At 55.4% G+C, this 23,598-nt stretch carries 20 protein-coding genes and 1 pseudogene; 9 read left to right on the forward strand and 12 right to left on the reverse strand.

Translation table 11 applies throughout. The annotated features are described in order from the left end of the window. Positions 1-96: 96 nt before the first annotated feature. Positions 97-777 carry a heavy metal response regulator transcription factor gene (locus ACQKIK_RS22160; RefSeq protein WP_014822231.1) on the reverse strand — a complete coding sequence of 227 codons (681 nt, stop codon included), beginning with the start codon at positions 775-777 and terminating at the stop codon, positions 97-99. Positions 778-1,194: 417 nt separating this feature from the next. Here ACQKIK_RS22160 and ACQKIK_RS22165 point away from each other — a divergent pair, with 417 nt between their 5' ends. From ACQKIK_RS22165 to ACQKIK_RS22195, 7 genes are all read left to right on the forward strand, one after another. Next, complete coding sequence (locus ACQKIK_RS22165; protein ID WP_023444727.1) at positions 1,195-1,404, forward strand: co-regulatory protein PtrA N-terminal domain-containing protein; 210 nt, start codon at positions 1,195-1,197, stop codon at positions 1,402-1,404. A 604-nt stretch (positions 1,405-2,008) separates the two neighbouring features. After that, on the forward strand, positions 2,009-3,850 hold the full coding sequence (locus ACQKIK_RS22170) for a copper resistance system multicopper oxidase (RefSeq protein ID WP_023444726.1): 1,842 nt from the start codon (positions 2,009-2,011) through the stop codon (positions 3,848-3,850). A 12-nt stretch (positions 3,851-3,862) separates the two neighbouring features. After that, positions 3,863-4,165 (forward strand): hypothetical protein, encoded by a 303-nt coding sequence (locus ACQKIK_RS22175; protein WP_014822233.1) that lies wholly within the window; start codon positions 3,863-3,865, stop codon positions 4,163-4,165. Beyond that, positions 4,155-5,153 (forward strand): copper resistance protein B, encoded by a 999-nt coding sequence (locus tag ACQKIK_RS22180; RefSeq protein ID WP_064481005.1) that lies wholly within the window; start codon positions 4,155-4,157, stop codon positions 5,151-5,153. The genes ACQKIK_RS22175 and ACQKIK_RS22180 overlap by 11 nt, the downstream gene beginning before the upstream one ends. Positions 5,154-5,162: 9 nt before the next feature. Continuing rightward, positions 5,163-5,972 (forward strand): c-type cytochrome, encoded by an 810-nt coding sequence (locus tag ACQKIK_RS22185; protein ID WP_064481004.1) that lies wholly within the window; start codon positions 5,163-5,165, stop codon positions 5,970-5,972. A 478-nt stretch (positions 5,973-6,450) separates the two neighbouring features. Next, the gene (locus tag ACQKIK_RS22190; protein WP_041754615.1) at positions 6,451-6,780 is read left to right on the forward strand and encodes a four-helix bundle copper-binding protein; all 330 of its coding nucleotides are present in this window, start codon (positions 6,451-6,453) and stop codon (positions 6,778-6,780) included. Positions 6,781-7,159: 379 nt separating this feature from the next. Next, positions 7,160-7,885: an SDR family NAD(P)-dependent oxidoreductase gene (locus ACQKIK_RS22195; protein WP_014822238.1), complete on the forward strand. Its 726-nt coding sequence runs from the start codon at positions 7,160-7,162 to the stop codon at positions 7,883-7,885. Here the strand turns inward: ACQKIK_RS22195 and ACQKIK_RS22200 are convergent. From ACQKIK_RS22200 to ACQKIK_RS22250, 11 genes are all read right to left on the reverse strand, one after another. Continuing rightward, positions 7,860-8,315 carry a DUF305 domain-containing protein gene (locus tag ACQKIK_RS22200; RefSeq protein WP_014822239.1) on the reverse strand — a complete coding sequence of 152 codons (456 nt, stop codon included), beginning with the start codon at positions 8,313-8,315 and terminating at the stop codon, positions 7,860-7,862. The two genes, ACQKIK_RS22195 and ACQKIK_RS22200, sit on opposite strands and share 26 nt — an antisense overlap. A 544-nt stretch (positions 8,316-8,859) precedes the next feature. Further along, entirely contained in the window at positions 8,860-10,527 is a 1,668-nt protein-coding gene (locus tag ACQKIK_RS22205) for a hypothetical protein (protein WP_041754616.1), read from the reverse strand. A gap of 106 nt (positions 10,528-10,633) precedes the next feature. Continuing rightward, positions 10,634-12,007 (reverse strand): heavy metal sensor histidine kinase, encoded by a 1,374-nt coding sequence (locus tag ACQKIK_RS22210; RefSeq protein WP_046164446.1) that lies wholly within the window; start codon positions 12,005-12,007, stop codon positions 10,634-10,636. 100 nt (positions 12,008-12,107) lie between these two features. Then, positions 12,108-12,338, reverse strand: coding sequence for a hypothetical protein (locus ACQKIK_RS22215; protein ID WP_014822242.1), 231 nt, complete (start codon positions 12,336-12,338; stop codon positions 12,108-12,110). Positions 12,339-12,651: 313 nt separating this feature from the next. After that, entirely contained in the window at positions 12,652-12,969 is a 318-nt protein-coding gene (locus ACQKIK_RS22220) for a co-regulatory protein PtrA N-terminal domain-containing protein (protein ID WP_014822244.1), read from the reverse strand. 140 nt (positions 12,970-13,109) lie between these two features. Beyond that, positions 13,110-13,466 carry a copper-binding protein gene (locus ACQKIK_RS22225; protein WP_014822245.1) on the reverse strand — a complete coding sequence of 119 codons (357 nt, stop codon included), beginning with the start codon at positions 13,464-13,466 and terminating at the stop codon, positions 13,110-13,112. Then, entirely contained in the window at positions 13,456-16,626 is a 3,171-nt protein-coding gene (locus tag ACQKIK_RS22230; RefSeq protein ID WP_064481003.1) for an efflux RND transporter permease subunit, read from the reverse strand. Before ACQKIK_RS22230 ends, ACQKIK_RS22225 begins: the two co-directional genes overlap by 11 nt. Beyond that, on the reverse strand, positions 16,623-18,074 hold the full coding sequence (locus tag ACQKIK_RS22235; RefSeq protein WP_064481002.1) for an efflux RND transporter periplasmic adaptor subunit: 1,452 nt from the start codon (positions 18,072-18,074) through the stop codon (positions 16,623-16,625). Before ACQKIK_RS22235 ends, ACQKIK_RS22230 begins: the two co-directional genes overlap by 4 nt. Further along, positions 18,071-19,324: a TolC family protein gene (locus tag ACQKIK_RS22240; RefSeq protein ID WP_014822248.1), complete on the reverse strand. Its 1,254-nt coding sequence runs from the start codon at positions 19,322-19,324 to the stop codon at positions 18,071-18,073. Before ACQKIK_RS22240 ends, ACQKIK_RS22235 begins: the two co-directional genes overlap by 4 nt. Before the next feature lie 92 nt (positions 19,325-19,416). Beyond that, positions 19,417-19,797 carry a hypothetical protein gene (locus tag ACQKIK_RS22245; protein ID WP_014822249.1) on the reverse strand — a complete coding sequence of 127 codons (381 nt, stop codon included), beginning with the start codon at positions 19,795-19,797 and terminating at the stop codon, positions 19,417-19,419. An 85-nt stretch (positions 19,798-19,882) separates the two neighbouring features. Next, positions 19,883-22,246: a heavy metal translocating P-type ATPase gene (locus ACQKIK_RS22250; protein ID WP_064481001.1), complete on the reverse strand. Its 2,364-nt coding sequence runs from the start codon at positions 22,244-22,246 to the stop codon at positions 19,883-19,885. 307 nt (positions 22,247-22,553) lie between these two features. Between ACQKIK_RS22250 and ACQKIK_RS22255 the strand changes: the two genes are divergently transcribed. Both ACQKIK_RS22255 and ACQKIK_RS22260 read left to right on the forward strand, forming a co-directional pair. Continuing rightward, the gene (locus ACQKIK_RS22255; protein WP_036998676.1) at positions 22,554-23,186 is read left to right on the forward strand and encodes an HAD family hydrolase; all 633 of its coding nucleotides are present in this window, start codon (positions 22,554-22,556) and stop codon (positions 23,184-23,186) included. A gap of 34 nt (positions 23,187-23,220) precedes the next feature. Continuing rightward, a pseudogene (locus ACQKIK_RS22260) lies at positions 23,221-23,346 on the forward strand (arsenic resistance protein); the annotation flags it as partial. Positions 23,347-23,598: the final 252 nt, after the last annotated feature.

Here is a 23,598-nt window from a genome sequence, read left to right on the forward strand (position 1 = left end):
GATCCGCCGAGCAGCACAAAGCAGTACGCCACGGATTAGCAGAGGTGGCCCGCTAGTTATATTGGCCATATCGCAAATCGCTAAATAGCGTGATTTTTAAAAGCCTGGCGCCTCGATCAGATAGCCCATTCCGCGAGCAGTTTGTATCAGCTTCGGCTCGAACTCATCATCAATCTTTGCCCTTAACCGGCGTACCGCCACCTCGATTACATTGGTATCGCTATCGAAGTTCATGTCCCATACTTGGGAGGCGATAAGTGACTTTGAGAGCACTTCCCCGCGACGCCTAAGCAATAGCTCAAGAAGTGCGAATTCCTTTGCAGTTAGGTCTATGCGTTTCCCCGATCGCGTAACCCGTCGTCTCAGCAAGTCCATCTCAAGGTCGAGGAGCTTGAGTATCGTTTGGTTGGGAGCATGGCTGCCGCGGCGAAGCAGCGTGCGTATCCTGGCAAGCAGTTCGGAGAAAGCAAACGGCTTGATGAGATAATCATCAGCGCCCAACTCCAATCCCTTTACTCGATCCTGAACCCCGTCTCGGGCGGTAAGGAATAGCACTGGAACGTCATTACCGGCAGCGCGGACATTCTTTAAAACCTGCCACCCATCCAAGCCAGGCATCATCACATCTAAGATGAGCAGGTCGTATTCCCCGTGAAGCGCGTGCTGAGCAGCATCAGTCCCGTTCTCTACTCGATCGACAGTGAAGCCGGCCTCCGTGAGCCCCTGCTGTAGGTAGGTGCCTGTTTTCGGCTCGTCTTCAGCAACAAGAAGCTTCATAAGGTACTCCTGCAAGCATTTAGAACAGTGTGGCGGTTGTCGGTCCTTGCATCCAGTACCTTACAGAAACGTAATGCTCGCATCATCTGTCTGACAGCTTCTAGCGTTAACGTCTACACCAGCAGTTGCCTCCACACTCTGCTTTTTGGCCATTTCCATGCTCCTTTGGCCTATTGGCGCCTTGATGGCGCCTTTTTTTTTGCATGCTGGAACAGAACCTATTTACAGCAGGTAAAGATGCCATACACGCAACCTGCGCTTTCGCTTGTACTCACTTCTTCTGCGTTACTGACGAAACCGTAATGTTTCGATCAGGTTTCTGACAGGGACACTCGGTTAGCTTACACACAAGCCCAAGCCTCTGTTAATGGAGCTGCGCTGGGTCTCCCGTATCTTCGTAAACAAAGGTAAAAAGTCATGAAACTTTTCAAATCCCTTTCTGTACTGCTCGCCATCGCAGCAAGCTCTTCCTATGCAATGGCAGAAGGTGGTGGTGATCGTACCTTTGCTCGTATGGAGCAGGCTCGCCAAGTAGCGATCGCTAGTTATCAGGCTGACCAGAACGACCAAGCCCAGGAGCTAGCCGCGAAGGAAACTTCAGCGAAGCACGCTCATGCTAATTGCTGAAGCGAAACCGTACGCAGATTTGACTGCGCAGCTCTTAACTGTGGCAGCTTCTGCGATGTTATAGCTGCCACGGTGCTGGTATAGGCAGAAATGTTTGTAGAACCGGCGAAGCCGTTATAGCTACTTCGAACCATGGCTCGTCAAAAACCTAACCTAATATCTTCGCACCGAGCAGACCAAGTTTATACTGGCTAGTAGGTTACAACCCTCTTGAGCGGCTAAGATTTGATAATTATCCAATCTCATGAGGCCTTCTAGACTGCCCGCAAAGCCTGGAAAGATCCGCTGAAAAGCAGTGAATGAGCAACAAACTGCTAATGAACTGCTAGATTATGGCCGGACCTTTTTAGCGGCTCTTATCCAGCCCGCGGTTTAAGTAAAGCCAGCTAAAGTGACCGGAACTCTGATCGCAGACGTTTTCGGGGCGCTTTAAACTTACAAAAATGTAATCACGCGTTTTTCTTCGGCATGCCATATTTACGAATAATGGCGAGTCGCTTGATAAGACAGACCGTGCGCGAGCTTCTAAGATCGATTAACGCTGGCAACACCAACCCTAAAGGCTGGTTTCGGCTTGGCTCCTTAGCTTGATTGGAACGTACACATGCAACGTAAAACCTCTAGGCGAACCTTTGTTAAAGGCTTGACTGCCGCAGGCCTCCTTGGCGGTCTTGGCTTGTGGCGAGCTCCGGTCTGGGCAGTGAGTAGCCCAGGCCAGCCCAGCGTACTAACCGGCACGGAGTTCGATCTGCTGATTGGGGAGACGCCGGTCAATATCACCGGCGCGGCCCGGACAGCGATGACTATCAATGGGACCATCCCAGGGCCGCTTCTACGTTGGCGTGAAGGGGATACCGTCACGCTGCGCGTCAGGAATAAGTTGAGCGAAGATACATCGATTCACTGGCACGGCATGATCCTGCCGGCCAACATGGATGGCGTGCCTGGATTGAGCTTCCACGGCATCGCTCCCGATGGCATGTATGTCTACAAGTTTCAGGTTAAACAGAACGGTACCTATTGGTACCACAGTCATTCAGGCCTACAAGAGCAGCTTGGTGTCTATGGTCCCTTGGTCATCGATGCGAAGGATCCCGAACCGTTCAGCTATGACCGCGACTATGTGGTGATGTTGACTGATTGGTCCGATGAGGATCCCGCTCGAATCCTTTCTAAGCTCAAGAAGCAGTCCGATTATTACAACTTCCACAAGCGCACTGTCGGAGACTTCATTAACGACGTGAGCGAAGACGGCTGGGCCGCTACGATTGCGAATCGGAAAATGTGGGCTCAGATGAAAATGAGTCCCACCGACCTCGCCGACGTAAGCGGCTACACCTATACCTATCTAATGAACGGCCAAGCACCCGACGGGAACTGGACCGGCATCTTTAAGCCCGGCGAGAAGCTTCGTCTGCGGTTCATCAACGGCTCGGCCATGAGCTATTTCGATGTCCGCATTCCAGGGCTGAAGATGACTGTAGTCGCAGCCGATGGCCAATACGTCAACCCAGTTAGCGTCGACGAATTCCGCATTGCCGTGGCAGAAACCTACGATGTGATTGTCGAGCCTGCGACCGAGGAGGCTTACACGATCTTCGCCCAATCGATGGATCGCACAGGATACGCCCGTGGCACGCTAGCGGTTGCCGAAGGGCTGAGCGCTCCTGTTCCAGAAACCGATCCTCGACCACTAATCACCATGGACGACATGGGGATGGATCACGGCAGCATGGGCGGTATGGCGGGCATGGACCATGGCGGCGACATGGGCGCGATGGACCATAGCAACATGTCCGGCATGAACCACGGTGACATGCAAGGGATGGGCGACATGGGCGCAATGGCCGGCATGGATCACAGCAAAATGGGTGGGATGTCCGGGATGGACCACTCTGGAATGGCTGGGATGAGCGCAGGTATGCAATCGCACCCGCCCTCAGAGTCCAATAACCCACTGGTGGACATGCAGACCATGAGCCCAACTCATAGGCTGAACGATCCCGGTATTGGCTTACGAGACAACGGCCGCCGAGTCCTGACCTATAGCGACTTGAGAAGCACTTTCCCCGATCCGGACGGCCGTGAGCCCAGTCGGACGATCGAACTCCATCTCACCGGCCACATGGAGAAGTTCTCTTGGTCATTTGACGGTATAGAGTTCTCTGATTCGGAGCCCCTGCGGCTCAAATATGGCGAGCGGGTACGCATCACTTTGGTCAACGACACCATGATGACCCATCCGATTCATCTGCATGGTATGTGGAGCGATCTTGAGGATGAGAATGGAAAGTTCATGGTTCGCAAGCACACGATCGACATGCCTCCAGGTTCGAAGCGCAGCTACCGCGTGACAGCCGATGCACTCGGGCGTTGGGCTTATCACTGTCACCTACTGCTTCACATGGAAATGGGCATGTTTCGTGAAGTCCGAGTGGACGAGTAAGAGGAACTTTATATGGGAAATTTTATGAAGCGTAAAACTCTTATCGGCAGCGCGTTAATGTTCAGTCTGCTGGGCGTAATGAATATATCAGCTGCGTTTGCAGAGCAAACGCATGATCAGCACAAGCAACCATCGGCTTCGTCGCAAAATTCAGGCAACAAGCCGGCATCTCAGACACAAGGCTCCTCTAACTCAGAAATGGACCACGGCGACATGGGTCATGGCTCGATGGACCATGGTGAAATGGACCATGGCAAGATGGATCATGACCCGAAGGCTACTGGTACTGAGGTGGATTCGCACCATGACCACTAGATCTTCTCGCTTTGCTCTTATTGCGCTCGGAGTTTCGTTGAGCGCAGCGGCTGGACGGATAGCCAACGCCGCCGAGATGATGGATCACTCGATGCATCAAACCCCTCCTATTCCGGCAGCTCAAGCCCCTGCATCTTCTGCCAAGCCCGCGGCAATGAATCATGGCTCCGGTGGGCAAATGGACCATTCTGCAATGGGTCATGGTGCGATGGACCATAGCAAGATGAACCATGGCCAAATGAAGCATGACGATACGCTCGAAATGCCCGGCGTGGTTCATCCCTCGTTCATTCCAGTATTGACCGATGCGGATAGAGAAGCGGCTTTCCCTGGTCTTCAAGGTCATACGGTCCATGACAAGTATCTGGCCTGGTTCCTTCTGCTAGATCAACTTGAGTACCAGGACGCAAATGAAGGTAGCACCCTCAGTTGGGAAGCTACTGCCTGGGTTGGTGGCGATATCAATCGGTTCTGGTTTCGCTCGGAAGGTGAGCGAACGAATGGCGTTACTGAAGACGCGGAAATTCAGGCGCTTTACGGGCGTGCAATCAGTCCCTGGTGGGATGTAGTAGCAGGTGTTCGCCAGGACTTTAAGCCCGAGTCGCCGCAGACGTGGGCGGCTTTAGGCGTCCAGGGGATGGCGCTGTATGGGTTTGAGGCGGAAGCCACCGCCTTCGTCGGTGAAGGTGGGCAGACAGCAGCACGTTTTGAAGGCGAGTACGACATTCTCCTAACTAACCGGCTCATCCTCCAACCGACTGCCGAGCTCAATTTCTATGGCAAGGACGATCCTGCACACGGAGTGGGCGCTGGTCTCGCAAATACAGAGGTGGGGCTCCGCCTCCGATACGAAATCGTTCGTGAGTTCGCACCGTACATCGGCGTCACGTGGAGCCGGGCATACGGTAATACCGCTGATATGGCGAGAGATGACGGCGAAGACCTAGATGAGGCGCGGTTCGTTGCTGGCATCAGGCTTTGGTTTTAAGGTCCCTCGATGAAAAGAATAATTATTAGCTTCGCTGCCTTCTGTGCTCTAGGCCTGTTGGTAGTGGCCGGAGTTGTTTTCTCAGGACTGATTAGCGTTGCCGCGGATGATCCTCATACGGGAGTCGTGCACGCATTCCTGGAAACTGCTCGCAATCGCTCGATTGAGGCTCGCTCCGAAGACATAGCCGTGCCATCTCTCGACGATGAAGACCAAATCCGCGCCGGGGCGGGGAACTACGACTCGATGTGTGTGGGTTGTCATTTGGCGCCAGGCATGGCTGAGACCGAGCTAAGCAATGGCCTTTATCCCGCTCCTCCCAGCCTGGCTGAGGCGGGGCTATACGATGACCCAGCAAAAACATTTTGGGTCATCAAGCATGGCATTAAGGCCACTGGGATGCCCGCGTGGGGTAAAAGCATGGCTGACCCGTACATCTGGGGAATGGTGGCTTTTCTGCAGAAGCTTCCTGAGTTAGATGAAGGAGCGTATCGAGCACTCGTTGCGTCTAGCGGTGGTCACCAGCATGGTGGTGGGGAGACCCCAGCTGGGCATAGTGAGCAACACGGCGAGATGGCCTCGGGCGACCACCATCAGGGCGACAGTGGCGGCTCGGATCACCATGGCTCCAGCAGCACAGGTGGAGCATCCGGCCAATCAGGCTCCGGTCATCATGGTAATAACGAAAGCGATGACCATCATGCGTCCGAGGAGCCCCAGGCGGTTGAGCACAGCAATGGCAGTGACAGTGCCGATGCGGAAGGCAAATCCCCTTCAAAAAACCATGTGCACGCAGACGGGAAGCAACACGAGCACTAACATCCGGTATATGTGTGCCTATGCGGTTCTGATCGAGGCTCTAAGAAAGGCGGTTCAGCAAGCAGAGGATCGGCCCTAGGCCATCCTAGTCGACGCAACGGTACCGGAGGGCTTTGCAATTGCTTCCTTCCTAAAAGTTAGGCCGCAAGGCCAGTAACTTACCTAGTTAAGCGGCTTGCGCTCCGGCCGTTCCCCAACGAATACTCCCAGTCGTGGCGACAGGGAGCTCCCTCATTTTCAACTCAATCATCTCGAACAGACTAGCGAAGCCGTACAGGCAATCTGACGGCCACATCGCCACCAACTGCGCCCGCAGATCCCCGGTGCGGTTGGACTTACCTTACAACATTGTAATGAGGTTTTTCGAAACGGGCTCGGTAGGAGCGTGTCGTAATTCAGTGTCTGCTAACAGGCTGATGAGCCATATCGGCCAGTAAGCAAACGACGAAATACAACTATCGAACCCTGGAGAACGTAAATGACAAACTCAATGTTCGCATCCTGTATCCAAGCTTGTTCGAACTGTGCCCTAGTGTGCGAAATGTGCGCCTCTGCTTGCCTACGCGAGGATGATGTAAAAATGATGGCTCGCTGCATCGAGCTTGACCGCGACTGCGCGGACATTTGCAGGTTGGCTGCCACACTGATGAGCCGCGAAAGTGAATATGCTAAGGAGTTCTGCGCCCTTTGCGCCAAGATCTGCCGTGCATGCGGAGAGGAATGCGCGAAGCATGAAATGGATCATTGCCAAGAGTGTGCGAAGGCGTGCATGAACTGCGCTGAGGAATGTGAGCGAATGGCAGGATAACATCCGTAACTCACTGCTCTGGCACTACTAAATTGGGAGTGTCAGAGCCCCTCGAAGAATAAGAAAAGCCATGGTGCGCTTAATGTTCGCGCCTCCATGACATATCGAAAAAGTGCGTACGATACCCGCAACTGCCAAGAGCGAATCAATCCCTGTCCAGCAGCATTTCATTCCAAAGCGAAATACGAATAGTTACGCGCTAGCAACTCTTACTTAGCCACCGATGATCGCCACCGTAACGGTCTATTCTCTTGCCACTGTCTCCCGATTGAGCGCTGAAAACTAATTGAGTGAATTAGCATGAAAGCTCCTGGCAAAAAGGCGGTCCAACAACAACCAAGCGGGCCATGCGACCTTATTTTGCTGGGAGAAAACGAAAATGGTTTTGCGAATATTCCCATCGCAGCGATTGGCTTTGCTGCTAGTACTGCTCGCCGTTCTGCAACTCAGTGGCTGCGCCGTTTCCCCGCGCCTGAAACCAAGCGACCAGCCAAGCGTTGCTCGCAAAACCTTTGTCATCACTGGTGCCTCCAGTGGCTTCGGCCGCGGCGTGGCGCTCAAGCTTGCCGCTCTGCAAGGCGACGTGGTGCTAGCGGCCCGCCGGACCGACGTGCTCGAAGAACTGGCCGCGCAGATACGCATGGCTGGAGGATCGGCACTGGTGGTGACCACCGACGTGAGCAACCCGAACGAGATGCAGGACTTGGCACGAGCCGCCATCGAGCGTTTCGGCAGGATCGACGTTTGGATTAACAACGCTGCGGTCGGAGCGCTGGGTCGTTTCGAGGACGTTCCCGTCGAGGACCATGCGCGGATCGTGGATGTCAATCTTAAGGGCATGATCTATGGCAGCCACGCAGCCATGCGCCAGTTCAGAGCTCAAGGCTTCGGCACGCTTGTCAACGTGGGCTCAGTCGAGAGCGAGATACCGCTGGCTTATCATGCCTCCTCCGCAGCGACCAAAGGTGGTGTCATAAATCTCGGCGCGGCAATCGCTGAGGAGATTCGCCTGAGCGGTAGCGAGACCATCAATGTCGCCACCGTCATGCCCTGGGCTGTGGACACACCGTTTCTGGTAATCAATTTGCCCTTTCTAGTTCATTGATCAGGGACTTCATTTCTGCGATTTCTCGGCGCTGAGCGTCGATGATTTCGTCAGCTAACTTGCGGACGCGAGGATCTGAAATCTGAGCTCGTTCACTTGTTAGGATTGCTATGGAATGGTGGGGGATCATGGCCTTCATGTAGTCCGTGTCGTCTACCGTCGCTTGCCCACGTACAAGCCATAGTGCAATGGTAAAAGCTACTGCACTTCCTGCCAATATCGCTAGGTTTATTGACTTACGCTTATACATGTTGAGCATGAATGCGAGCATGACTACTGCCATTACCGCGCCCATCACTAATGCCATCCAAGCGCGAGTCTCGCTCCAAAAAACATGCTCGAACGAGTAAGTATTTAAGTACATCACGCCATACATAATGATCGTAGACGTGGCTACCATCGCTGCAAAGCGCCAGTAAGACATTTGCATAGTTAGACCTCTTTAATGATTGCTGCTGGATCGGCGACTCAACGTGTTCGCGCAGCCCTGCTTAGAAGTGGCTTTCGAATGCTCTCCTAAAAACGGACAAGCCGAAGATGATGAGGTTTCGATTTTTTGAGAAGCTTACAAAAATGTAATCATCGACCGCTTTAAGACCGGCTTAAAGCGCTGCCAGCGCTGTACTACGCGTAATGTTCCCCTGAACTAATCAATCGCTAATAGCTTATAAGCAGACAATACCAACGTCGCGCTATGGACCACTGCGCGAAAGAGCGGGCCCACTAAGATGGCCTTCAAACCTTGAGACCCGACTACTCGGCTTAGCAAGCCCAAAGAGTTATCGTGAGCAATAGAACACTCGGAGAGAACAATTCAGCACCCAGCATATGCCACGTTCTTGTCGAGTGTGACCGCAGGGTTAGTATTCGCACATTAGATGTGTGGCGGCTAAGACGGCTGGGTGTAGCTGGCTCCAAAACTGAGCGGCGAGGTTATTCTGTCCCAAGCCGCGCCTTTCGTGGCGCGCGGGACCTCACTCACTTTGAAACAACAGACCTTCGATTCGATCATGTTCTTCCGGTGTTGGCAGGGCAGATGAGTCAACATTGCCAATACTATTTGGCTGACCATTTTCTGGTGGGCCAACTTCAGGGTGGTAGGCGCCATCTGCGTCGAAAGCAACCCAGCCGTACAATTCTCGGATGACTTCGGAAGGATGGCCATCTTCCATTGCCACATACCAGTCCGCCAATCGGAAACGCTTACCGGCAAGCTTAGAAGTAGCCATTTCGGCTCGAACCAGCGCCAGATATAGCGGGTGCGGCAGTTCCTCTACGGCGCCGGTTTCGTCGAGCAAGAACGTGAACGAGGCGTGCGACCGTTGCTCTGTAGAACCGGCTCGCTCCTCTTCCTCGCCTAAGGTAAAAACGGGAGCAAAACCGCCCCCCTCTGTTCTGAAGTTGGTCGTCTGGCCTTGGTAGACCCTGGCAGCGTTCCACTGCACCTCGCCAGCATAAGCGTAAGCGCGCAGATCAAACTTCATCGATCGTACCTGAGGGTCGGCGACGATTCTACGCTCGCCAGGAGCTACAAGGGACTGGGCCACGTAGTTTCCGCCAACGATTTCTTCCCAAACGCGCTTGGTGAGCTTGTCTCCTCGGTATGCACCGCGACTACCATACCCGCTGACAGGCTTGAAAAAGAGGCTACGGCGGTTTTGCCACAGGTGCTCTGCATTACCATGCCCGACAGGAACGGTAAGCGGGACGTATTGGGCCAATACGGTTCGGATTTGCTGATCAACGCCAATCTCTTCCAAAAAACGTGCGTTGGTTAGGTCAACCAACCTGCGTTTGTCGGCGTAAAGGGCATAGGCCTGAGGGTGTGGCGTTACCGTCACGACATCAGCCAAATAAGCGCTGCGCAGCGCGCTGCAATTGTCGCCTTCCAGATAGAAATCGGTGAGTCGGTTGTAGACGAGATCCACAGGCTTTCCGTCGACCAAGAGGGACTCGTTGTGAAAGGCCAGATCGGCTGGGTCTGCGATTAGGCAGTCGATTCCTGCTGACTCGAATAACCGCTGAAAAAGAAGGAACTCCGGATACAGATATTGGGCTTGTGGGCTTTCATCCAAGATCACCACGCGCGTGAGCGGACGTTGCTCGCCGCTCGTAGACCATTCCTGGGCGAACATATCCAGAATCGAACGCTCGAAGCCGCCGGGTCCATCCTGACCTGGCGAAAGCCCGACTACGCCGCTGCAACAACTACGCTGCGCGCGGGCGAGCAATACGTTTAGCATCGCTCCGCCCGCATTTGTGTTTATTTCGATGAGCCCAAGCTTGTCATCATCCAGATGGAAGTCGTAGCCAAAGAAGACGCCGCGCGCACCCCGAGGATCATGTCGTGCAATAGGAGGTGCAGAATCCAGAGCATGCTCACGCCAACCGGGCGAACTCACGGTCTGCTCGATGGCCTGAATAACCTCATTAACCTGGCGCAGCCGCAAGGATGAAACAAAGACCGGTCGTGCTGCAAACACATGGGGGCAACGTGACTTCAATAGCTCCGACAGCTCTGAATTCCCAAGCTGTTCGGTCAATGAGTTTACGAGCGCAGCTTGATCTAGGCTTACGCAGAAGCACGCTTCGTTGAGCGCTGCGGCTGTCGAACCGCATTTTCTTGATGAGGACGCTTGCACGTGAAACCTCCAGAACCAAATATACAGGTACGAAAGCCTTGGCCTCCTCCGGTTCAGCCGGGCATTTGTATAAGCGTAGATCAGCGTCGTTGCCAGCACTTTGCCATTAACTAGACATCAGCCTTGGAAGCGTCATTGTGAAAGTCGTGTGCCCCTCAGCTGATTCGCAAGCGATGCGCCCCTTGTGGGCCTCAACAATCGACCGTGTGATAGCCATGCCGAGGCCCGCATTAAGGGTAGTACCTTCGCGCCTTGCGGTATCCACCCTGTAAAATCTGTCGAATATTCGAGTGTGAAGCTCGGCTGGAATAGTAATGCCGCGGTTGGTTATAGCTGTCGAAACCGAGTTACCACTCTCGCTTATTTCAACCCTGATAATGCTGCCTTCCTCTGCATACCGAACTGCGTTCGAGACTATGTTTGAGATGGCCCGTCTTAGCATTGATTTATCGCCATGTACCGACCCATCGCCTGAAAGCGCGATTTCGACCTTCTTGTCCTCGGCTGCGAGCTCGTAATATTCGATAACACTCGTGGTCATCTCAGCCATGCTGGCCCCTTCGGCACTGGGCGTAATCTTCCCATTGTCCGCTTTGGCGAGGAACAGCATGTCATCGACCATCTTTGACATGCGCCTAAGTTCTTCGAGGGCGGAATACAAGATATCCTTGTAGTCGGTATTTTCGCGGTCGCGCAAGAGCGCGACCTCCATTTGGGTCAGCATGCTGTTCAGCGGCGTTCTTAGCTCATGCGCGATGTCCGCTGAGAAACCTGACAACCTGAGGAATGAGTCATCCAAGCGCGAGAGCATTTCATTGAAGTTGTCTACGAGTTCATGAAGCTCGCCTGGCACTGACTCGGTTGGAATTCTGGTATCCAAACAATTGGCAGTTACTGTAGAGGAAGTCTTAGAGAGTTCATCGATCGGTTTTAAACCCTTCCTGATCAGAACCACACCTAAAGCGCCACTCAAAAGTGCACTGACCACCAGCGTATAAGCGAACCATTGCTGAATCATTTCGAAGAAGTGGACTCGATGCGTTACATCCAAAGCCAGATAGATGACTGTGTCTTGCCCTTCGACCCACTGGTTTACTTTTCTGGTAATGCCACTGTACTGATGCCCAGCGAAATTTACTGTCCAACGTTCCTCTTGGATGTCCGTGACAAGTGGTAGCAAGCTCTCAGAGAGATTGTGATGTGAGTAGACTGTCTTGCCGTCTACTACAACTGCAGTTGCGAAGCCAAAGGAGTGCTCAATAACGGCATCGATCCTTGAAGCGGTCTCAGGCCCAAATGCTGAGCTGTTGAGCAGCGTACGCTCTACTGCAGCGGCCTTTTCATTCAGCACTTGTTCATCTTTGCGTTCGAAATGGAGCTGGCAAAAATAATTGAAGCTGATTGCGGCCGCCATCAGCACAACCGTAACCACAAGCATGAAAGCTATCGCCATTCTGCTCGTCAGTGACACTTTTCCCATCAGTACGGTCCTAGTTAGGCCATCACTCACAAGAAAGCAGGCGGGCACCCAGAAAAGGTGCCCGGCCTGCTTCGATCATGTTTGCTCGCACTCTCGTATCCTAAGCAGCGTCTGAATTTTCGCCAGTTTGCGAGTGGCCGGCTTTGGCCCCCTCCATCATTTCACGACACTCTTTCATCATTCCATGCATGTCGCCCATCATTTCCATATGCTTGTCGCCGCTCATCATGCCGGTTTCTGAATGGCTTTGGTCCGATTTATCTACCGCTGCGAAACTCAGTCCGCTCGCCAGGGTGATTGCGATTGCTGTAACGGTGATGGCCTTTCGCATGTTAAATCTCAAAGTTCAGTGGGTTATTCGCTTTTGCTTAATAAGGTGTTTTCGCCAACGTTGGGCTCCTCGGGCTTGTCGCATTTACCGCTAGACATATGCTTCATGCATACGACCATCATCAACAAGCAGGGCAAGAGAAAGAGCAGGCTTGGCAGCGTTGTTGCCAACGCCGCAGTGCTTTGGTTCAGTAGCATGTAGCCAACCACAGCTGCGGTTAACCCCGTTACGACCGGATTGCGCTGCAGTACGCTTTTAATCTTGGATATTATGCCCCTCATCTAACTATCCCTCGGATATTAAGCTTGGCAGATTAGCCATTGTTCACGCCAACTGGGGTGCTCAGAAACTCTACCGTATGGATCTTCCCGTCAGGGGTCTTGACCGTCATCTCATACGTCTGGACTTGGGCGCTTGTTCTATAGTTTTGAATCATTCGAGTCGTGCCGGTCGCGCCAGCAGGTGCGATGCTCAGCACTTGGCCTTCTTTTACAAGCTCCTTAAGGGTGGGCTTTGCTCCTGCCGAGTCATTTAAGCGATTCAGCGTACGTTCGCTTCCGCCTTCGGCCATTGCAAGCGAGGAAGCAACGGTCAGAATAAAAGGAACGATTACTTTGGTTATGCGGTTCATGGTTTGCACCTCTTGGTTAGTTGATGCCTGTAGATTAAAGGCTTGCTACTTACAAGAAGCTGTTGCCAAGGTTACAAAGCTGTAATCCCTCATTTTCGTGTTGGTACGACCGCCGCGCCTGCGGCAGTCGTTTTCAACTTCTACTGCTTTTCGATGCGGGTAATGGTGGAATCCATGCCCTTCGAGGAGAACTCGAATTCGACCTGGTCCCCTTCTTTCAACTTTTGGAGCTGATCAGGCTTCGCTTTGAAGCCCATCGTCATAGAAGGCCAACCCAGCGCTTCGACCGGGCCGTGTGCAATGGTCACGGTGCCGCTCTCGGTGTTCACTTCCTTGACCGTGCCGATGGCTGTAGCGGTCTGTCCCGCCGACTTCTGGTCCATTGGCATGTTCATGCCTTTGTGATCCATCGGCATGCCGTCCATTGGCTCCTTGTCGGCGGCATAGGCGACTGGCACCAGGAAGAGTGAGGCAAGGGTGATGTGCTTAATGTTCATGGATGTTCTCCAGTGGGTTGGTTGCTTGCTGGGTGGTAACTCGCAATTGCCGGCGGCGCATCAGCAGGTAAGCTGCCGGCAGAACGAACAGGGAGAGCAAAGGGGCGGTGATCATCCCGCCCACCATGGGCGCGGCGATGCGGCTCATGATTTCGCTGCCGGTTCCGCTACCCCAGAGGATGGGCAGCAGACCGGCGATAATCACTGCTACGGTCATGGCCTTGGGGCGCACTCGCTGGACAGCACCTTCACGAATGGCGTCGAGCAGGACGCCTTCGCCATGGGCTCCAGCGTTAACCCGATCCGTCCAGGCGTTCTTCAAATACAGCAGCATAATGACGCCGAACTCAGCAGAAACGCCTGCCAGTGCGATGAATCCGATTCCTGTCGCTACGGATAGGTTGTACCCGAGCAGATATAGGAACCAGACGCCCCCGGTCAGAGCGAATGGCAGCGTAGCCATGATGAGCAGCGCCTCGCCAAAGCGGGCAAACGTTAGGTAGAGCAATACAAAAATGATCAGCAAGGTAGCCGGAACGACGAGCTTCAGCTTCGCGTTAGCGCGCTCCATGAATTCGAATTGGCCGGAATAGCTGATGCTCATGCCGGATTCGAGCTGGACCCCTTTGCTGATCTTTTCCCTCAGATCGCCCACCACAGCCGCCATGTCGCGGCCACGAACATCGACGTAAACCCAGCCCGACAGCCTTGCGTTTTCGCTTTTAAGCATGGGCGGTCCGTCTGTCACCTGTACTTTGGCCACGGTCCCCAACGTGATCTGGCTGCCTTGCGGCGTGTAGATCGGTAGGTTGCGCAGATCGGATATCGAGTCGCGCCACTCGCGGCCATAGCGGAGGTTGATCGGATACCTGGCGAGCCCTTCCACGGTTTCACCAATGGTTTGACCACCGATGGCACCGGCCACGATCGATTGCACGTCCGCGATATTCAGGCCGTAGCGTGCGGCAGCGACACGATCGATATCCACATCGATATACCTGCCGCCGGTCAGTCTCTCAGCAAGCGCCGAACTGACCCCAGGCACCGTTTTGGCGATTTTTTCCACTGCCTGGGTGGCTTTGTCGATCTGTGCCAAGTCAGTGCCATACACTTTCACCCCGATCGGGCTCTTGATACCCGTCGCCAGCATATCGATACGGTTTCGAATCGGCGGGATCCACAGATTGGCTAATCCAGGTACCTGTACGGTGCGATCCAACTCCTCAACCAGCTTGTCAGGCGTCATCCCAGGGCGCCATTGATCCTTCGGCTTGAACTGAATGGTCGTCTCGAACATTTCCAGCGGGGCGGGATCTGTAGCGGTGTCGGCTCGACCAGCCTTACCGAACACGTGTGCAACTTCTGGAACCGTTTTTATGAGCCGGTCCGTCTGCTGCAGTAGCTCAGAAGCCTTCTGAGCGGAGAGGCCTGGAAGCGCAGTGGGCATATAAAGGAGGTCACCTTCATCCAGCGGGGGCAAGAACTCCCCACCAAGGCGAGAGGCCGGCCACAAGCCTGTCAGGAAGACCAGAACAGCCACCAGCAGAGTCATCTTGGGCCAGCGCAGTACCGCGTCCAGGGCCGGCTTGTAGATCCAGATGAGGCCACGGTTGAGTGGATTACGGTGTTCGTCAGGGATTTTGCCCCTGATCCAATACCCCATGAGCACCGGAACCAGCGTGACAGACAGGCCCGCGGCGGCTGCCATTGCATAGGTTTTGGTGAACGCCAGTGGACCGAACAGCCGGCCTTCCTGCGCCTCCAGGGTGAACACTGGAATGAACGACAGCGTAATGATCAGCAGGCTGAAGAACAATGCCGGCCCCACTTCAACAGCCGCGTCAGTAATGACCTTCCAGTGCTCCTGGCCCTTCAAGGTGGAGTCAGGATGCCGCTTGTGCCAGGCCTCAATGTGCTTGTGGGCGTTTTCGATCATGACGATTGCTGCATCGACCATCGCTCCGATGGCGATCGCGATGCCACCCAACGACATGATGTTGGCGTTGATGCCTTGCCGCTGCATGATCACAAAAGCAATCAGGATGCCGATCGGCAACGACACGATGGCGACCAACGACGAGCGCAGATGCCACAGAAAAATCGCGCAAACCAACGCAACGACAATGAACTCCTCGATGAGCTTGTGCGTGAGGTTTTCAACGGCACTGTCGATCAGCTTGCTACGGTCGTACGTCGTGACGATTTCGACGCCTTGGGGCAGGCTCGCTTTCAGCTCATCCAGTTTGGTCTGAACGGCAGCGATGGTTTCCCGAGCGTTCTTGCCGCTCCGCAGGATCACCACGCCGCCGACTACCTCACCTTCACCGTCAAGCTCGCTGATGCCCCGGCGCATTTCCGGGCCGAGCTGGATATGCGCAACGTCCCCTAGCGTCACTGGCACGCCGCCGTCGAGACGCAAAGGAATGGCTCGAAAGTCTTTGAGTGTCTTGAGATACCCGGTCGCACGGACCATGAACTCGGTTTCTGCGAGTTCCAGAACACTCCCGCCGGTTTCACGGTTGGCTTCATCGATCGCCTTTGCAATCTGCTGCTGCGTCACGCCCCTGCTTGCCATGCGCACGGGATCCAGTACGACCTGATACTGCTTGACCATCCCGCCTATGGGCGCGACTTCCGCCACGTTGGGCAGTGTCTTGAGCTCATAGCGCAGGAACCAATCTTGCAAAGAGCGCAGCTGCGAGAGGTCATGTTTGCCCGTTCGGTCTACCAAAGCATATTGGTAGATCCAGCCGACACCTGTGGCGTCAGGGCCCAAAGCGGGTTTGGCGGCGGCGGGAAGCCGACTCTGCACCTGACTCAGGTACTCCAGCACCCGAGAACGGGCCCAATAGAGGTCGGTGCCGTCCTCAAACAGGACGTACACGTAGCTATCCCCGAAGAAGGAGTAGCCGCGGACCGTCTTTGCGCCGGGGACAGACAGCATGGTCGTCGTCAGTGGGTAGGTGACCTGATTCTCAACGATCTGGGGCGCCTGCCCGGGGTATGGCGTGCGGATGATGACCTGAACGTCGGAAAGGTCTGGCAATGCATCAACAGCGGTGTTTTTGACCGACCAGACACCCCAAGCCACCGCGAACACAGTAGCCAGCAGGATCAGAAAGCGGTTGGCCACTGACCACCGAATTATGGCTGCGATCATGGCTGGCCCCCCAGCTTCTCGATGTGCTCAATGACCAGGCCCTCTTCGCTTTCACGCGCGCCGACACGAACGCGATCGCCGGTCTGCAAACTTGTTAGGAGCGATTGATCGGCAACCGGAAAGGACATGGTCATGCCGGGCATGTTCAGCGTCTTGAACGGCCCATGCGAGAGGCCAACCATGCCATCTTCCAGGCTGACGATCGTACCTTCAGCCTCGTGCAGCGCAGGTTCTGTAGAAGTTGCAGGCTTCTCCAAGCCCTGAGCGGTCAGCCCGCGTAGGCTCGCCTCTGAATCGAGGAGAAACTGACCGGACGCCACGACCTTCTGACCGGCTTCCAGCCCTTCAAGCACCTCTGTCTGGTCATTGAACTCTCGGCCGATGCGGACCTCAACGGGGCGGTAACGGCCTTCATTCTCAGCCAACATCACCAATGCTCGCCGGCCGGTGCGAATGACCGCCTCGGATGGGATGACCAAGACATCTTCAACGTTGCGACTCAACGTCACCTCGGCCGTCATGCCGGGGCGAAGCCGCTGCTGCGGGTTAGGTAGTTCGACCCGGACACGCACAGTGCGGCTATTCAGGTTGGCTTGCGATAGTACGGCCTGGATCGTGCCTTCCAGAGATTCACCTGCAAAGGCGGGGAGGCGCGCGGTGACTGAGTGCCCTGGCGCCAGATTGGTGATCTGCGCCTCAGGCACAGCTATCTCTAGCCATACCGTCTCCAGTCCATTGACGCGTGCGAGAGATGCGCCGGCGGGTACGGTCATGCCCTCGCGAACGTCGAGGCTGTTCAGCACGCCGCCGATTGGGCTCGTTACGGTCCAAACGGGGCGCGCTTTACCGGTTCGTTCCAGTTGGGCAATGACATCCGACGGCATGCCGGCGAGGCGTAACCGCTGTCGGGCCGCTGCGAGCAGTTGGGGTTGGCCGACCCCTTTGAGCGCCAGGTACTCTTCCTGTGCGGCAGCCCATTCGGGAACCAAAAGATCGGCTAACGGCGCGCCTTTTTCGATGACATCCTCCGGTGCTCGGTCGTAAACGCGCTCGACAAAGCCACCGGCACGCGCCTGCACAACCGCCACGTCTCGCTCGTCAAACATCAACGCGCCTGTCGCTTCGAGCGACTGGCTGATCGATTCACGCGTTACGGTTGCCAAGCGCACGCCGAGATTCTGCGTCACGCTCGGGTCGATACTGATCGATGCCCCGTCGCTTCCCTCATCTGCATAGCGTGGAATCAATTCCATATCCATGAATGGCGACTTGCCCGGCTTATCGAACTTTTGCTGGGGTACCATAGGGTCATACCAATAGAGCACTTCCTTGTCTTCTTCTGCAGGCGATTGTCCGAAGGCTGCGGTAGGCAGACCGATTAGCGCTGCAGCGCTAATCATCAGAGGCAGACTGAAGGCGAGTACCAGCCGCTTGTGTTGGAATGTCATGGTCGGGTATCTCCAAAGGCGAAATGCAGGCGGGCATTGCTCAACGATCGATCGCGGGCGACGTCAATACGCCGTAGCCGGGTCTCCACAAGCTGTCGTCGCGCTTCGATCACAGCGGTCAGCTCACCGCTTCCGGAGCGGTAATCGGCCATGGCAAGGCGGACCTTCTCTTCAGCGAGGGGTAGTAAGGTTTTGTCGAGGCGGATGAGTGCGCGGTCCAGACGCTGATACTCAGCGAGGTCAGTACTCAGCTCTTGGTTGTACAGGCGCAAGGTCGCTTGGCGCTGAGCCTCGATCTGGGCAAGGCGAGCTCGTTCGGCCGCGATCTTCGGATCCTGCCGAGAGCTGGTAAACAGCGGCAGGTCGAAGCTGACGCTGAGGTTCACCATGTCGCCGTACTCACGGCCACGTCGCAGGTAGTCGACCCCCCAACTCCAATCCGGTGTTTTCTCTGCGATGGCCTGGTGAACCTTTGCCTCCGCTTCACGAGTCATCGGGTCGAAGGCGAGTAACGCCGGGTGCCGGTTCAGGTTGTGCTGATAGTTATCAACGGCGGCAAGCCATTGCGGCCAGTCACCTGTAAGCGGCTGGCCTGCTAGCTCGCCTATCCAGCGCCGGAGGCCGGCCCGCGCAACAGCCTGGTTACGCAGCAGCTCATCCTCTTGTTCAGCCAGCAATGCTGCCTCTTGCCTCGGAAGTACGCTGTCTGCGGTTTGTCCGCTGCCGCCAGCAATGCGGGCCTGAACAGCCCGCGAAAGGAGCTGATTCTCGCTGTAAAGCTGCTTGAAAAGGCTTAGCTTCTGCTCGACCGCGAAGCTAGCGATCCATGCCTCGGCGGTTGCTTGGCGCACACCGAGACGTTCAACCGTTTGCTGGGCGTTTGCGAGCGCAACACTAGCCTGCGCGGCCTCGACACGAGCGCGCCTTTTCGCTCGGTTTGGCACATCTTGCATGACCCCAACCATTTGCATGGTCATGGCCTCTTGCTCCAACTGCCAGCGAGCGTCACCTTCGATGGGCACGCTTTGCAGTCCAAGCTTAAGTTTAGGGTCAGGAAGCTCGCCGGCAGGGATTGCAGCGCTGCGTGCGGCCACCAGGTTGGCGGCTTGCGCATGCAGCGAAGGCGCGTCTTGCTCGGCCACGCTCAGAGCTTGTTCTAAGGTCAAAGCGGACGCTAACCCTGGAAACGAGAGCGCGCCCATGATCAAGGCGGCCACGTACGGCGGCGCCCAATAAATACGGGGTTTCATTTGCGAAGGATTCCTGATCTTTCATGCGAGCCAAAGGCGCGCGGTAGCCGGCCCGAATGCTCACTCGGGCGGTTCCTATAATTTGATCGGAATTAGACGCGGGGTGGATGCCAGACGGCGTCTAAAAGGCTAGAGGGGATCAGGCCGTTATAGGGAGTGGTCACGGGTTTAGCAGCAGGCATCAGCTGGGCTTTTATTGAGACAAGCTGAAGGATACTTGCAGTTTTGCATTCTTGGCCCGTCTTGCAGACGGTCGCCGTTCCATGCTCATTCGCTTCACAGCACTCGTGTTCAGCACCGTCATCGGCGCCAACCATCGAAGCGTGGTCGGTCGTCATGGCGCCCACACCTTCCATATCGGACATCACGTGATGCCCGGACGATCCAACCGGCATGAGCATTTCCGCTATCCCATTGATCGGAAGCGCAAGCACTAGCAGCAGGATAAGGAAGGAGCGCATGTAGGACTTCATATTTCCAGCTTACGGGGCAATTCATGAGCAATCAATGAGGCTTCGGTCGCTTCGCAACCGAAGCCTAAGCCTAAGCCGACAGGCTTCAAACTACACGCGTTTGACGGAGCCGGAGTGCGTTGAACACAACCGATGCTGAGCTGAGGCTCATGGCCAGGGCAGCAATCATCGGAGACAGCAACAGTCCGAAGAACGGATAGAGCAGACCTGCGGCAATCGGGATGCTCAACCCGTTGTACATAAAGGCAAACAGAAGGTTCTGACGCATATTGCGAACCGTCGCCACCGAAAGCGTGCGCGCGCGCAGTATCCCCATCAGGTCACCTTTAACGAGCGTAACTTGGGCGCTGTTCATGGCGACGTCAGTGCCCGTGCCCATCGCTATGCCGACATCAGCCCTGGCGAGCGCCGGCGCATCATTTATTCCGTCGCCTGCCATGGCGACTACTTTACCTAGGGCTTGTAGCTTAACCACCAGCGCCTCCTTGTCCTGCGGCTTCACTTCGCCATGCACCTCATCGATCGATAGCTCACGAGCCACCGCGCGGGCAGTGGTAAGCCCGTCGCCGGTGGCCATGATGACTTGCACGCCCTCCGCTTGGAGCCGCGCTACAGCTTCCTTGGAAGTCGGTTTGATTGGGTCCGATACGGCCAGCAAGCCGGCAAGTGCCCCATCAACAGCCAGGTACACAATGCTGGTACCGCTCTCGCGCATTTTTTCTGCCTGATCTCTCAACGGCTCGACGCTCACACCCGTATCTTCCATAAGCGCGGTGTTGCCTAGTTGTAGCTGCTTGCCTTCCACCAGACCACGGACTCCGATACCTGACCCTGACTCGAAGGTCTCTGGCTTCGCCAGCTGGATACCTTCGCTTCTGGCATGGTCTACGATCGCGTGGGCTAGGGGATGCTCACTACCTTGATCCAAGCTGGCAGACAAACGGATGACTTCCTGCGAGTCAAACGGCGTGACGCCTATGGCCCGATCGAAGACAGGTCGGCCCTCGGTCAAGGTTCCTGTTTTATCGACAATCAGCGTGTCTACCTTACGGACGTTCTCGATGGCGCCTGCGTCTCTGAAAAGCACTCCGCTTCCAGCCGCTTTGCCTGTGGCAACCATGATCGACATAGGCGTTGCAAGGCCAAGTGCGCAAGGGCAAGCAATGATCAGAACCGCAACTGCATTGATCAGGCCGAATACCCAGCCCTGCTCGGGTCCAAACAGGCCCCATGCAAAGAATGTCAGCAAGGCGATACCAATGACCGTCAGCACGAAATAACCCGCAACCGTGTCCGCCATTCGCTGCATGGGTGCTTTGGAGCGTTGCGCATTCGCAACCATCTGGACGATTTGTGAAAGCATAGTCCCGGAGCCAACCCTGGTGGCTCGCATGACAAGCGAGCCGCTCGTGTTCATCGTCGCGCCGATAAGCGAATCGCCTGTCCGCTTCGTCACCGGGACGGGCTCGCCCGTTAGCATGGATTCGTCGACGGCGCTCTCGCCCTCCAATACTTCTCCATCCACCGGTACCTTTTCACCAGGACGAACGCGCAGATGGTCACCCTCGTGAACATGTGTAAGCGGAATGTCCTCCTCGGAACCATCCTTGGCGATACGGCGAGCTGTTTTGGGCGATAGGCCAAGCAAGGACTTGATTGCCGAGGACGTCTGGGAGCGGGCCTTCAATTCGAGCAGCTGCCCTAAAAGCGTCAGGGAAATGATGACCGCGGCGGCTTCGTAATAAACGCCTATCCGGCCGCCCACAGTGAATGACTCTGGAAATATGCTCGGTAAGACGGTTGCTACGATGCTGTAAATATACGCAGCCCCTGTGCCAAGCCCGATCAACGTCCACATGTTTGGGCTGCGATGCTTAACTGATGCGAAACCGCGCACGAAAAATGGCCAACCTGCCCACAAGACAACCGGGGTCGTAAGGGCTAGTTCAACCCAGTTCTGGCTAGCGCCGTGAAACAGCGGTATCGCATGTCCCGCCATTGCCAACAGGGTTACTGCTACGGTCAGGGGCAGAGACCACCAGAATCGCTTCGAGAAGTCCTTGAGTTCGGGATTCTCCTCCTCGTCGAGTTCAGGGATCAGAGGTTCCAATGACATCCCGCAGATAGGGCAATCACCTGGACCCATTTGGCGGATCTCAGGGTGCATCGGGCAGGTGTACTCGGTCGTTGCATCACCGGCGGACGCCTTCTGTGCGGGCGGCGTGGATGCCTGAGGCGATGACCCATGAGCCTGCTGTGCAGCAAGATATCTAGCAGGATCAGAACGGAACTTGGTCCGGCACCCCTGGCTGCAGAAGCGGTAAGTGGTTCCTTGGTAATCCTGCTCATGCTCGCTGTTCTCTTTCACCTTCATCCCGCAGACCGGGTCTGTGAGCGGTGCTGATCCTTTCGTTTGGTCAGGCTGATGGTGGCAATGCGAGGAGGTCATGCGGGCTCCTTATGGATTGGTTAGCAACGAACAGCCTACTGCGGGGACGTTTGTGGTTTTTCCGATGCTTACAGCGTCCGACAACCAATATATGCAAAGCGTCCTGACCAAAGGCTGAAGTAACCATTACATTTCTGTCAGGTTCTCCGGTATGTCAGGTCGTACGAATGCTGAAGCGAGCTGCTGAAAAAAGTAGCTCGCGCGAATACCGCTTGCTGGCCTAGCCTATGCCTCCCTTATCCGAAGCCCGGCCGCTTTCTTTTAATGAATACCGAACCGTGCAAAGCCTAAGCGCAGGTGCTCTGTTTTGATAGAAGCCGTAATTTTTGATGTCTATGGCACACTCCTGCAAATCAGTGAACGACGGCGGCCATTTCGCAAGCTCTTAAAACAGGTACGCAGCCAAGGTCGTCAACCTAGGGCCGATGATGCCAGGACATTGATGACACGAAACTTGGGGCTGGCCGGCGCCGCCGACCTGTTTGGTACACAACTAGGTAACGATGAGCTTGCTATTTTGGAGCTTGATCTCTACGCGGAACTGGCCAGCGTGCGTCCCTATGATGATGCCCTGCGGGCACTGGAAAGCCTTAAGAGAGCGGGGCTGAAAGTGGCGCTGTGCTCCAACTTGGCTACCCCCTATGCCATACCTGCCAAGTTGCTACTGCCTGAGTTTGACGCCTATGCCTGGAGCTTCGAGGTGGGCGCGATCAAACCGGAGCCAGCGATCTACGAACATCTGCTAAAGCGGTTGGGTTGCAAAGCGTCTTCCATTGCAATGATCGGCGATACATTGGAGGCCGATGTGTTCGGTCCCGAAAGGCTGGGAATGCATGGCTTCCACCTCCAGCGCGATGCCATCCGTGGTCCTGACCGATTAGCTAGCCTGATCGAATTTGCAGACCACATTTTGGGCACGGGGACTGTCACTAGAACGTAGCACTAGCGCACATCGAGGTCGCCTCCAGCTATCGGCCTTCAGTTCAAGCACTCACAACTCGCTTGTAGTGCTTTTCCTGACGATGGCGCTCCCAAAGTCCGTTCGCGCATTGGCCGCAGCGGTTGTGATCACTCAGGCATTCGTAGAGCTGATTGGTTAAGCGGGGCTACCACCAACAGCGTGAAGGAAAGCCGATCAGTGCGGCTTCGTCTCGCTGATGGACTTTGCAGCCCACGTTCTACAATACCCACCATCCGCTAACGGCTAAAGCTGCGTCGCCAGTTTTAGCTGACGCCGCTAGACCCGGATGGCTTAGAGTAAGCGAACGGGCATTACACCTTGCCGGCGGATACCCAGTTGTGCGGCAGCAGCTCGACCAGAGCGCTGGCCTTCTGCGTCGGCAGTCGTGTGA

Source organism: Pseudomonas sp. NPDC047961 (genome assembly GCF_050272435.1).
Lineage (GTDB): Bacteria > Pseudomonadota > Gammaproteobacteria > Pseudomonadales > Pseudomonadaceae > Stutzerimonas.

Bases quoted from the DNA above. Each gene is read 5' to 3' on its own strand.
- ACQKIK_RS22160 (WP_014822231.1), bottom strand. From the start codon at position 777: ATGAAGCTTCTTGTTGCTGAAGACGAGCCGAAAACAGGCACCTACCTA.
- ACQKIK_RS22165 (WP_023444727.1), top strand. From the start codon at position 1,195: ATGAAACTTTTCAAATCCCTTTCTGTACTGCTCGCCATCGCAGCAAGC.
- ACQKIK_RS22170 (WP_023444726.1), top strand. From the start codon at position 2,009: ATGCAACGTAAAACCTCTAGGCGAACCTTTGTTAAAGGCTTGACTGCC.
- ACQKIK_RS22175 (WP_014822233.1), top strand. From the start codon at position 3,863: ATGGGAAATTTTATGAAGCGTAAAACTCTTATCGGCAGCGCGTTAATG.
- ACQKIK_RS22180 (WP_064481005.1), top strand. From the start codon at position 4,155: ATGACCACTAGATCTTCTCGCTTTGCTCTTATTGCGCTCGGAGTTTCG.
- ACQKIK_RS22185 (WP_064481004.1), top strand. From the start codon at position 5,163: ATGAAAAGAATAATTATTAGCTTCGCTGCCTTCTGTGCTCTAGGCCTG.
- ACQKIK_RS22190 (WP_041754615.1), top strand. From the start codon at position 6,451: ATGACAAACTCAATGTTCGCATCCTGTATCCAAGCTTGTTCGAACTGT.
- ACQKIK_RS22195 (WP_014822238.1), top strand. From the start codon at position 7,160: ATGGTTTTGCGAATATTCCCATCGCAGCGATTGGCTTTGCTGCTAGTA.
- ACQKIK_RS22200 (WP_014822239.1), bottom strand. From the start codon at position 8,315: ATGCAAATGTCTTACTGGCGCTTTGCAGCGATGGTAGCCACGTCTACG.
- ACQKIK_RS22210 (WP_046164446.1), bottom strand. From the start codon at position 12,007: ATGGGAAAAGTGTCACTGACGAGCAGAATGGCGATAGCTTTCATGCTT.
- ACQKIK_RS22215 (WP_014822242.1), bottom strand. From the start codon at position 12,338: ATGCGAAAGGCCATCACCGTTACAGCAATCGCAATCACCCTGGCGAGC.
- ACQKIK_RS22220 (WP_014822244.1), bottom strand. From the start codon at position 12,969: ATGAACCGCATAACCAAAGTAATCGTTCCTTTTATTCTGACCGTTGCT.
- ACQKIK_RS22225 (WP_014822245.1), bottom strand. From the start codon at position 13,466: ATGAACATTAAGCACATCACCCTTGCCTCACTCTTCCTGGTGCCAGTC.
- ACQKIK_RS22230 (WP_064481003.1), bottom strand. From the start codon at position 16,626: ATGATCGCAGCCATAATTCGGTGGTCAGTGGCCAACCGCTTTCTGATC.
- ACQKIK_RS22235 (WP_064481002.1), bottom strand. From the start codon at position 18,074: ATGACATTCCAACACAAGCGGCTGGTACTCGCCTTCAGTCTGCCTCTG.
- ACQKIK_RS22240 (WP_014822248.1), bottom strand. From the start codon at position 19,324: ATGAAACCCCGTATTTATTGGGCGCCGCCGTACGTGGCCGCCTTGATC.
- ACQKIK_RS22245 (WP_014822249.1), bottom strand. From the start codon at position 19,797: ATGAAGTCCTACATGCGCTCCTTCCTTATCCTGCTGCTAGTGCTTGCG.
- ACQKIK_RS22250 (WP_064481001.1), bottom strand. From the start codon at position 22,246: ATGACCTCCTCGCATTGCCACCATCAGCCTGACCAAACGAAAGGATCA.